8 protein-coding genes are annotated in these 10367 nt (G+C 63.8%); 1 reads left to right on the forward strand and 7 read right to left on the reverse strand.

Annotated features, from left to right (window positions below; translation table 11 throughout):
• Positions 1 to 18: 18 nt before the first annotated feature.
• From ACSLE4_RS09915 to ACSLE4_RS09945, 7 genes are all read right to left on the reverse strand, one after another.
• Positions 19 to 876 (reverse strand): ion transporter, encoded by an 858-nt coding sequence (locus tag ACSLE4_RS09915; protein WP_435904293.1) that lies wholly within the window; start codon positions 874 to 876, stop codon positions 19 to 21.
• A 133-nt stretch (positions 877 to 1009) separates the two neighbouring features.
• Positions 1010 to 1849 (reverse strand): LssY C-terminal domain-containing protein, encoded by an 840-nt coding sequence (locus ACSLE4_RS09920; protein WP_435904294.1) that lies wholly within the window; start codon positions 1847 to 1849, stop codon positions 1010 to 1012.
• Between the two features lie 72 nt (positions 1850 to 1921).
• Positions 1922 to 4198, reverse strand: coding sequence for a GNAT family N-acetyltransferase (locus ACSLE4_RS09925; protein WP_435904295.1), 2277 nt, complete (start codon positions 4196 to 4198; stop codon positions 1922 to 1924).
• A 17-nt stretch (positions 4199 to 4215) separates the two neighbouring features.
• The gene (locus ACSLE4_RS09930; RefSeq protein ID WP_435904296.1) at positions 4216 to 5205 is read right to left on the reverse strand and encodes a D-alanine--D-alanine ligase family protein; all 990 of its coding nucleotides are present in this window, start codon (positions 5203 to 5205) and stop codon (positions 4216 to 4218) included.
• Positions 5205 to 6218: a D-alanine--D-alanine ligase family protein gene (locus ACSLE4_RS09935; RefSeq protein ID WP_435904297.1), complete on the reverse strand. Its 1014-nt coding sequence runs from the start codon at positions 6216 to 6218 to the stop codon at positions 5205 to 5207. Before ACSLE4_RS09935 ends, ACSLE4_RS09930 begins: the two co-directional genes overlap by 1 nt.
• Entirely contained in the window at positions 6218 to 7552 is a 1335-nt protein-coding gene (locus ACSLE4_RS09940) for a KamA family radical SAM protein (protein ID WP_435904298.1), read from the reverse strand. The genes ACSLE4_RS09935 and ACSLE4_RS09940 overlap by 1 nt, the downstream gene beginning before the upstream one ends.
• Positions 7553 to 7776: 224 nt before the next feature.
• Entirely contained in the window at positions 7777 to 8655 is an 879-nt protein-coding gene (locus ACSLE4_RS09945; RefSeq protein ID WP_435904299.1) for a transglutaminase family protein, read from the reverse strand.
• Between the two features lie 155 nt (positions 8656 to 8810).
• Between ACSLE4_RS09945 and ACSLE4_RS09950 the strand changes: the two genes are divergently transcribed.
• Positions 8811 to 9716: a transglutaminase-like domain-containing protein gene (locus tag ACSLE4_RS09950; RefSeq protein ID WP_435904300.1), complete on the forward strand. Its 906-nt coding sequence runs from the start codon at positions 8811 to 8813 to the stop codon at positions 9714 to 9716.
• Positions 9717 to 10367: the final 651 nt, after the last annotated feature.

A 10367-nucleotide genomic window follows, 5' to 3' on the forward strand; every position in this document is an offset into this window, starting at 1 on the left:
GAAAAGTCCAGCCACGGGTCAGGCTTTGTGGCGCCCTGGCGTGCATAGCGCCTCGCTGAGCCGTTCGAGGTGTGCCTCGATATTCGCAAGACGCGTGTCGATTCCGGGCGAGAGCACGGGGCTCGGCGTCGAGACGAGCTTGGGCGCGTTCTCGATCTCGCCCTTCTCGAACTTCTCGTGCTCGGCTTGCAGCGTCTGGATCACGATGCCGATCATCATATTAAGAAAGACGAAGGCGACGAGGAAGATGAAGCTCAGATAGAAGATCCAGCTGAGCGGATAGACCGCCATCGTTTCGTACATGACGTCCGTCCAATCCTCGAAAGTCACCACTCGGAACAGCGTGAGCATGGAGATCGAGATATTGTCCCACAGAGTCGGGTTGATCTCCTCGAAGAAGATGCTACCGACCGCTCCGTAGATGTAGAAGATGATGAACATCAGCAGCGACACATAGCCCCTGCGCGGGATGGCCTGCAGAAGAGCATTTAGGAGGACGCGCAGCTCGGGGATAATCGAGACCAGCCGCAGCACGCGGAAGATGCGCAGCAGCCGGCCCAAGAGCGCCATCTCGCTCTGGTCGATCGGAATCAGGCTGGCCGTGACAATCAAAAAGTCGAAAACGTTCCAGCCATTGCTGAAGAAGCGCCGCAGGCTGTGCTCCGCCGCGATGCGCACGAGGATCTCGACGAGAAAGAACACGGTGACCGCGTAGTCGAGCACGAGCAGCGCGCTGGTCAGGCGCGGCCCCAATGGGTACGTGCCCATCCCGACCTTTAGGGCCGAAATTATGATCACGGCGATGACGAAGGTCTCGAAGAACTTGTTGCTTCTAATGTCGATGAAGGTTTGCTTTAAGCTGGAAACTCGGCTCATGGTTCTTTTGTCGTCGCTCTTCCTGTTGCGGTCCTATGCGTTTGCCTATGGCGAGAGCCACGGCGGTCGGCGGGCGGGATGGTAATGAGAATTGTGGGTGAAAGCCGTATGACATGGGGCCGCTGGGTATAAATCAGATACCTACCTGCGTCTCCTCACGGTCTTCCGACAAATCTGCGACGGCGACAACCCCGTCGGTCACGTAGTGGTTCACCGGGCCGGCGCCGAGACGGTCTCCCGCCTCATACATATCCACGCCGGCGATCACGCCGCTGTCTTTAAGCGCGGTCATGACGTAGTCCCTCTCGGCATTGGTGTCCGAATCCGTGGCGTGGGTCATTTGGAAGGTGAGCCGCGTCAGCGAGAGCCCGGTGTCCTTTGTGCCGGCGCCGACCCAGAGCGCACGCGCGTTCTCCTCCGGGCGGTCGGTGTTGAGCCAGAAATAGTCGTCGACCTTTTCGGTGTCGGCGAGGCTCTTGGCCCAGAAGCGTACGTGATGCCGTTTGCGCGGGCTGTCGCCGATGGCCTTTTGAAAGCCGATATCCTGACCTCGCCCGAAGAGGAAAAGCGTGGAGAACGGCGCTGTCGGATAAGGCTGGTTCAAAACGAACGTCTTGGCCATGCGCCAGGCGCTCGAAAGGCTCAAAGGATCGGCTTCCTGCCAGCCTGCCTTGGCGAAGCCGGCGCGCAGCCCGTCCACCGTGCCGATCAGGGCGAGATTGACGGGATCGCCCGGCAGACCGTCGCCGGTGATTGTGTAGCGAGGCACGTGCCGGTGCTGAAGAACCTTGAGTCCCATGCGCACGACGTAGGGCAGGATGACATAGGCCGCGAGAGCGTAGGTCACGCTGAGCGCCAGGATCGACGGCAGCTCGTGGTCCACCCAATCGAAGACGTAGACGATCAGCCAGACGCTGAGCGCGCCGAGGCCGAAGATTGCCAGGCGCTGGAGGGTGCGGATGAGAAATCTCACGGGCGCCAATCGATCAGGTGTTGGCCGTGCGGTCTAGTCGAATTGGTGATCTCGGCAGGGTCGAACCACCAATTACACCGAAGGCCCTCCTGGCGAAATCAGCTTCACGTAAATGACCTTGCCGTCGCCCGGGCCGTAGAAATCTGGCAAGCGCGCCTGCTCGGTGAAGCCCATACGCTGATAGAAGCCGCGCGTCGGCGCGTAGCGCTCCGACGATGAGGTGTCGGCATAGATCTGCTTGGCGCCCGCCCGGCGCATGGCCGCTTCCGCCCGCGCATAGACCTGTGCGCCGAGCCCCTTGCCTTGCTCTTCTGGCGCGACCGCGATCCAGTAGAGATCGAACGAATCGTCCGTGCCGTCGATCGGCCCGTAGCAGGCATAAGCCACGAGCGACGGGCCCCGCTCGGCCAGCACGAAGTGATAGCCGGAACGGATGCCCTTGGTGAGCCGCTCGGTGACGAGCTCGCCGGCGATGTCGACCTCTGCCGCGCTGAAGAAGCCGGTGCTGGTGACCAGCGAACGCACACGCCCCACGTCGTGAGCCATCACGGCGCTGCGCCATTCGAGCGCCTCGCGGGTACGTTTGGCGGCGAGATCCGGTGGCGCGGCGTCGCGTGCGGCGGAATGCCCGGCGGCAAGTCCGGCAAAAAAGTTCCGCGTATTGGTTCCCAGCGTGCGGACGCGATAGCCACCCTCCTGCACCACGAGTGTCGGATAGTTCTGCTCGCCGATCATGCGGCCGAGCCGCTCGAAATCCTTGGCGCCGTTGGACCAAGTCCCTGTCGGATCGCCGCGCGCGGTATCGAGACCGAGCGATAACACCAGAAAGGCCGGGCCGAAGCGCTTAACCCGGCGCAAAGCTTCCGCCACGGCATTGCGATGCTGCTCCGGCGTGATGTGTTCCGGCAGCGGGATGTTGAAATTGTAGCCGGCGCCGGCGCCGATCCCCGTCTCGTCCCGGAAACCGGCGAAATAGGGATAGGCGAAGCTCGGATGGCCATGCACCGAAACGGTGAGCACGTCCGCGCGGCCGTAGAAGATTTCCTGCTGGCCGTTGCCGTGGTGATAGTCGATGTCGAGGATGGCGACCTTGCCGTAACGCGCCAAAAGATTCGCCGCGACAGCCGCATTATTGAAATAGCAGAAGCCGCCGAAGGCATGGGTCTCGGCGTGATGGCCCGGTGGCCGCACCAGGGCATAGGCAAGGCCAGCCCCTTCCAAAATCTTCTCGGCGGCGGTCAGCGAACAATCCACGGCCGAGCGGGCGGCGAGATAGGCGCTTTCGTTGAGCGGCGTGAAGGTGTCGATGCAGTAATAGCCGGCGAGCACCGTCTCGTCTTTCGGCGGCCGCGCCGCATTCCGCACCGGGAACACGTAAGGGTAGATCGACTTCTTGGAGCCCGCGATGAGGCACGCCTTGCGGATATAGTCGACGAGGCGCCCGTCATGCACGGCTCGTATATGCCGGTCGGAGAAGCGCTTTGTCGGCAGGCGCTCGAAAAGGCCCGAGGGTTCCAGTTCGGCCATGATCGACCGGATGCGCACCGGCGCCTCCACATAGCCGCGATCCTGGACGTGGTGCAGCGTGTGCGCGTCGTTGAGCACGAGCGCAATGCGCGGCGCGCCCGGCTGCCGCACCTCACCCTTCGGCGCCCGCCGCGACTTGACGTAGCGGGGCGCGCGCAAGACCACCGGATCGTCCTTGAACGAGTCGACCACTTTCTGCACGTAGCTTGCGGGCAACTCGCCGTATTTCCGCTCGAGGATGGCGCGGACCACTTTCATCGCCTTGTCGCGGCTCGGCAGATCGTTCGATCCCAGCGGGTCGAGCACAAGATAGGGCGGGTCGCTGGAGCCGGGCGTCACCGGCGTCTCATAGGCGGTGTTGACGATCGGCATGGCGCCATAGCGCTCGTAGAATTTCAGCCGGCTCGCGTTGTCCGCCCTGATCTCGGGATTGGGGCTGAGTGCCGGATCGTCGGGCAGGCACTCGAAGTAAAGCTGCGTGCCGAGAGCGCGCGCCTCTTCGCGGACCCGCTCGTAGAGCGCCGCGCCGATGCCGCGCCCCATGCGGCCCTTGGCGGTGGAGATGATCTCCAGATAGGAGAAGCCGACATCCGGGAAGTAGAGCAGCAGCGCCACGCCGAGTGTCTGGTCGCGGCCGTTCTCCGCCACGAACAGGCGCGAGACGAAGCGGTGCTTGAGTGGATTCGACAGCTGGTCGGGCAGCTTGGCGATGTCCGCTTCCGGCATGCCGGAGAACTGCTCGCGCATGATCTTCTGCGCCGCCTCGATGGCCGAACGGTTCGCCGCCGCCGTGGCGTCGGCGACTTTGCGGATGCGGAGCATCTCAGAGGCCGTGCATGTCAGGCGGTCGCCCGGAGGGGACCGAGCGGAACGGCGGCAATGGACGCGATCAGGTCGGGAAAAGCGAGCCCGGCTTCAAGTGCAGCGGCGGCGAAGCCGGCATCCGGCGTGAGGCAGGGGTTCATGTTGATTTCGAGGATGAACGGCGCACTTGTCGGGTCGACCCTGAAATCGACGCGCGCATAGCCGGAAATGCCGAACAGGAGCCAGCAGGCGCGCGCATGATCGGCAAGCACGCCGGCAAGCGCGGGCTCGGCCTGCTCCAGACCGAAGCGGCGTGGCGTGCCGATATAGGCGGCGCTGTCAGGCGACCATTTGGCGTCGTAGCCGACGATTTGCGCGGCGCTACCCTTGAAGCCCTCGAACAAGATCTCGGCGATGGGCAACACCCGGACGCCGTCGGGCCCCTCCAGCAGAGAGACGTTGAACTCGCGGCCTTCGATGAACGTTTCGGCGAAATGCTCGGTCTGCCAGCGCGCGGTCCGCTCGGCGATGGCTTGGCGCGCCGCGGCACCGCGCATCACCGATGTCGCATCGATCCCGAGTGAGCCGTGCTCCCAGACCGGCTTGACGATCACATGAGCGTCAGGATCGAGTCCGGCGCCATCCGCCGACCAGGAGGGCGTCGGCAGGCCCGCATGGGCGAGCTTCAGCTTGGTAGCGGCCTTGGACAGCGTGTCGAGCCAGGCGCTCGTGCGTGCACCCGTATAGCGCAGGCCCAGTGCATCGAGCCGCGCCGGCACCATCGGGGCCAGCCGCCCGTCGCCATTCACCGCATCGACCAAGTTGAACACGACGAGTGGACGGCGCGACGGCAGGGCGTCAAGCCCGCCGAGATCGGGTGACAGGCCGACGATCTCCGCCTCATAGCCACGCTCATGAAGCGCGGCCGCCACGGCTTCCGCCGCGATGAGCGTATCGATCTCGTCGGGGCGGCTGTGCGTTGCCGCGTGCAGGACGGGGATGAACCCTGATGTCCCGGGTGCCATCAGGCGGTTCGCCGCAAGCGCTCCCTGTCCGGGCGGGTGAGCCCATAGCGCGCCAAGCCCGCATCGAGGATCATGCCAATCAGTTCGACGAAGGCGACGCCGTTCTGGGCGGCGAGGATCGGCAGATCCGAGTGCCCCGGGTGGAGACCGGCGATCGGGTTTGCCTCGAGGAAATAGGGCTCGCCCTCGCCGTCGGATCGGAAGTCAATGCGGGCGGCATCGCGGCATTGCAGCGCCTGATAGGCGGCAAGCGCCCGCAACCCGGCCAACCGCGCCTCGGCATCGTCGGCGCGGGCATAGGTGACCAGATCCTCGCACAGCTCCTTGTTGTGCAGGGAATAGACGTTGGCCTCGGCATCGGCTTTGAGCAGGATTTCGCACACCCCGAGCACGCGCGCTCCGGTGCCATTGCCGACGATGCCAACGGTGAACTCGCGGCCCCCGAGATAACCTTCGACCAGGGCCGGCTGACGATAACGTTCGATTAAGCGCGTGGCCGCCGCTTGAAGCTCTTGCGCGTTCCGCACCAGGGAGGCCGCTTCGCAGCCTTTGCCGGTGCCTTCGGCGAGCGGCTTGACGAAGGCGGGAAACGCGTCCCAGCCGTCAAGCTCGGCGGCGCTCTGCTCGGCCACGGCGAAGTTGGGCGTCGGGACGCCCGCGTCGCGCACCAAGCGCTTGGCGACTGCCTTGTCGAGGGACGCGGCCAGCGTCAGCGGGTCGGAGAGCAAATAAGGCTGGTCGAACATCTCGCACAGCGCCGGCACCTGGGCCTCCCGGGCGCGGCCTTTCACACCCTCGGCGATGGAGAAGACGAGATCATAACGCTCGCCGGCCACGAACCGGGCGGCCAGCGTTTGGCCCCGGCCGACCCGGATCGTCTCGCAGCCGAGCGCTTCCAACGCACGAGCCAATTCGTCGATGGTGTCGACCGAGTCGAACTCTGCCACCTCGTCCTCAGAGAAGCCGAGGGCGCGATAGTCGTCGCGCAGATCGTAGACCAGGGCGATGCGCATCAGCCGTCTCCTTGGTCGAGCGGGCGGTCGGTGCCGACGGTCCCTTGCGGGTCGTTGTAGCGGTAGGTGTTCCCCTCGAAGTTCCGGAGGACGAGGTCTTCGCCCTCGCGGCCGACCACATAGTCTGGGAGCAGCGGGATCTTGCCGCCGCCGCCGGGCGCGTCGATCACATAGCTTGGCACGGCATAGCCGGTAGTATGGCCGCGCAGGCCCTGCATGATCTCGAGCCCCTTGTCGATGCTCGTGCGGAAATGCGACGAGCCGGTGATCGGGTCGCACTGATAGAGGTAGTAGGGCCGCACCCGGCGCATCAGAAGCCCGTGATAGAGCGTCTTTAACGTATCCACCGAGTCGTTGATGTCCTTGAGCAGCACGGTCTGGCTGCCGAGCGGGATACCCGCGTCGGCGAGCCGGGTTATCGCCTCTGTCACCTCCGGCGATAGCTCGGCCGGATGGGTGAAGTGGATACTCATCCACAGCGGATGATGCTTCTTGAGCACCCGGATCAGCGAGCGGGTGATGCGCATGGGCAGCACCGCCGGCACCTTCGTGCCGAGGCGCACGAACTCCACGTGCTTGATCCCGCGCAAGCGCCCGAGCAGGTAGTCGAGCCGCTCGTCCGACAGGGTCAGCGGGTCGCCGCCGGAGATCAGCACGTCGCGGATCTGCGGATTGTCGGCGATGTAGTTTAGGGCGTCCTCCCATTGCGGGCGGCTGAACGAGTAGTCGCCGCCCGCCTCGCCGACCATGCGGGAGCGCGTGCAGTAGCGGCAATAGGTCGAGCAGAAGCCGGTGGCCAGGAACAGCACCCTGTCAGGGTAGCGGTGGACGAGGCCAGGCACGGCGCTGTGACCGTCCTCGCCCAGCGGGTCGTCCGCCTCGCCCGGCGTCTTCAGATACTCGCTGCCGACGGGGATGTGGGTGCGGCGGAGCGGCACCAGCGCGTCCTCTCGGGACTTGAGGCTCGCGTAATAGGGGGTGATGCCGAGGGGCAGCGAGCCCTGGTGGCGGGCGACGGCGTCACGCTCATCATCCGACAGCTCGAAGATGCGCGAAAGCTCCTCGAGCGAGCGGATCCGGCTTCTTGCCTGCCAGCGCCAGTCGTTCCACTGGGCCGGGTCGACTTGCGGGAAGTATCGCTTGCGGAAGGCCCGCGTCTTGGGGCCGACGGGAAAGCGCTCGGCGCGTGCTGTGAGCACGGGGAGACCCGAGCCGAGGCTTGGCACCGCGGCGGGCGTGTGGGCGTTGATAGGACGATGTGGGTTGGGAAGGAGTTGATGGACCGCGCGCCGGCGGCTTGGAGGCTCTTCAGCCTCTTCGGTCTGCATCTTCATGGGATCGGCATCGGCTCCAGGACTTTGAAGGGACGATGGAGACGCCAACCGCCGCGCTGGCCCCCTCAAAGAGCAACGGACATTTCATCGAGGTCTGTGGCTTTTTCAAGTGGTAATGGTGGCAGACCCACCCATTATTTGCGATCGGCTGTTTGCTGCCATGTGCCAGAGTTTCCTTCACTCTAGACATTGCCAAAGCGGACACAATAGTGCCCTGGCGGGGGTCAGCCCGATCGCGTGACGGAAACCTCGACGTTCATGCCAAGAAAGACCGCACCGTCATGGCGATAGGTTCCGCTTACTGGCACGGCCTGGGCCGGGGTCCGCGTTGTCCCCACGCGGATCAGGTTGCGTCCCGCCACGATCCGGTTGGTCGGGTCGAACTCTATCCATCCCGCACCCGGAATGAAGACGTCCGCCCAGGCATGTGTCGATCCACCCCCGCTGAGCGCGGCCTCGTCGGCTGTGTCGCTGCCTGGGTCGTAAAGGTAGCCGGTCACGAAGCGCGCGGCGAAACCAAGCGAGCGGGCGGCCTCCATGAATAGCAACGCAAAGTCCCGGCAGGTGCCGCTGGCGGTGTTGATGGTCTGGCCGGGCGATTGCACGCCGTATGCAACGCGGCGACGGTAGGTAAAGCTTTCGTGGATCGCCGTGCCGAGGAGGTCAAGGACCTGCAGGCTCCGGCTGGGCAGCTCCGGGATTTTCGCTGAGATCCAACCTTCGACCGCCGGACGGTCCTCTGGATAATGAACTGATAGTAGCGGCGCCAGGTCAATGCTATCGTCGGGGTCATAGTGGAACGGATAGTCACTGGCGTGGCGCTCGATCCTAGTCACCGGCTCATCGAGGCCGTAGCGGCGAAGCACGAGCTCGCTCGCGATGACCAATTCGTCGGCCTCCTCGTGGAACGTAAGCAGCGCCACCGAGTTGCCAAAAGTATCGAACGCCCAATGGACATCGGCCCGTGGCGTGACTGCCAGGCTGGAGTCCAAAATTCGCATGTCGTGGCTGTCGCGCGGGCGGATCATCAGGCGATGCACACCGAACGCTACGGGCCGGTCGTAGGCATAGCGGGTCCGGTGATGAATTTGGAGCGTTCTCATCGTGAGGCGATGTCCAAGAGTGGACTCTCTCCGGAGCCGTGAAAATGCTGAGGGATCGATCTCGGTGGTCGCGGGTGGCGCTGGAAGCACGGCCGGTGGCCTAGCGGCTTGCTCGTCCACGACAATGACACTACGCGCTGTTAGGAAAGGCGACCATGCTAATTCGCATAGGATTCGAGATTATTGTCGAGTGTAGCGCTCCAACGCCACTGCTGCTGGCGCTTTCGCCGCACTCCTCTTATGGCGGCCGCGTTATCGGCTCCGATCGGGTTCGGGCCGAGCCAGTGGTGCCGCTCGAAGAGTATCTTGACCCCTTTGACAATCGGCGCACTCGTGTCGTCGCGCCCGCCGGCCGCCTGAAGCTCTGGTCCGACTGCGTCGTCGAGGATGAGGGCAAGCCCGATCCCTTCGACTGGAACGCGCGCCAGCTCGAGATCGCGGAACTGCCGTTCGACACGCTGAGCTATCTAACCGCAAGCCGCTATTGTGAAGCCGACGAGCTCGTCGAGCAGGCCTGGTCCCTATTCGGTGAAACGCCCCCAGGCTGGGCGCGGGTCCAGGCGATCTGCAACTGGGTGCATAACCACCTGACCTTCGGCTACCATTTCGGGCGTCCAACCAAGACTGCTGTCGACGCCCTGCGGGAGCGCACTGGCGTATGCCGCGACTTTGCCCAACTCTCGATTGCCCTGTGTCGCGCCATGAATATCCCGGCGCGCTACGCCAGCGGATATCTAGGGGATATTGGTGTCCCTCCGTCCGGCGCCGGCGACTTCTGCGCCTGGTTCGAGGCCTATTTGGGGAATCGCTGGCACACGTTCGATGCCCGCTACAACACGCCACGGATCGGCCGTGTGCTCATGGTGCGCGGCCGCGACGCCGCCGACGTTGCCATGATCACCTCTTTTGGCAGCTATGATCTAGAGTTCTTCCGGGTTTGGACCGATGAGTTGGATCCGGCATCCGACGATGCTCTCCTCGACCTCCTCAAAGCGCGCCCCGACGCACCCGCTCTGACCTTGGCCCCTATCGCGAGCCGGTCAAGCCCTGTGCCCTCCTGAGTCGGCTTTTGGCACAGACAGTTCAGCGGGTCCCGCCTATTTGGCATGGGCTAGGGTGTGGTCGAAGAGCGAAGTGCATACCCTTGCGCGAGGCGGCAACCCCTTGATCTGAATGGTGATCCCGGCAGGCCAGCGAAGATTGCAGCAGAACTAGCTCGTTCGCTCGATCACGATGATGGCCGGTTGTCGTCTGTGAAGGTTACCGAAAAGAGCGCTGAGGGTAGGGAAAAAAAGCGGTTCAACGCTTGGCTGCAATTCGAATTGATAAGGCGTCGACGGCGTTGAAGCCGTCAGTCTGACGTCCTGACGTTCGATGAGGCTCGGCGTATTGCTGTGAATGTTGCTAGGTTGCCGGAACTGTTGGGGGCAATGGCCAAAACAGAAAAAGCCTCACCCTAAGGCAAGACCTTTCCCGTTCCCCCGAATTCGGATCGATTATAGAGCCGCCAAAAGACGGCAAATATCGGGCTGTGATTGCTATCCACAGCAAAAATGGAACCCCGCAGTTCCGACCGGGCCATCGTTAAGCCTGCGACAGAAAAGCCTCGAAGCTGACTGATTTGTAATTTTTCGGCGCGACCGGGGGTGATAAAATCCATTCATAGGCGGGGCTATCCCTCCCCCGTCGTGGTTCCCCCCCAAACGGAACCC

Origin of the sequence: Methyloceanibacter sp., from assembly GCF_051306395.1 — a bacterium.
Classification (GTDB): Bacteria; Pseudomonadota; Alphaproteobacteria; order Rhizobiales; family Methyloligellaceae; genus Methyloceanibacter.

Bases quoted from the DNA above. Each gene is read 5' to 3' on its own strand.
- ACSLE4_RS09935 (WP_435904297.1), bottom strand. From the start codon at position 6,218: ATGCGCATCGCCCTGGTCTACGATCTGCGCGACGACTATCGCGCCCTC.
- ACSLE4_RS09945 (WP_435904299.1), bottom strand. From the start codon at position 8,655: ATGAGAACGCTCCAAATTCATCACCGGACCCGCTATGCCTACGACCGG.
- ACSLE4_RS09930 (WP_435904296.1), bottom strand. From the start codon at position 5,205: ATGGCACCCGGGACATCAGGGTTCATCCCCGTCCTGCACGCGGCAACG.
- ACSLE4_RS09950 (WP_435904300.1), top strand. From the start codon at position 8,811: ATGCTAATTCGCATAGGATTCGAGATTATTGTCGAGTGTAGCGCTCCA.
- ACSLE4_RS09915 (WP_435904293.1), bottom strand. From the start codon at position 876: ATGAGCCGAGTTTCCAGCTTAAAGCAAACCTTCATCGACATTAGAAGC.
- ACSLE4_RS09925 (WP_435904295.1), bottom strand. From the start codon at position 4,198: ATGCTCCGCATCCGCAAAGTCGCCGACGCCACGGCGGCGGCGAACCGT.
- ACSLE4_RS09940 (WP_435904298.1), bottom strand. From the start codon at position 7,552: ATGAAGATGCAGACCGAAGAGGCTGAAGAGCCTCCAAGCCGCCGGCGC.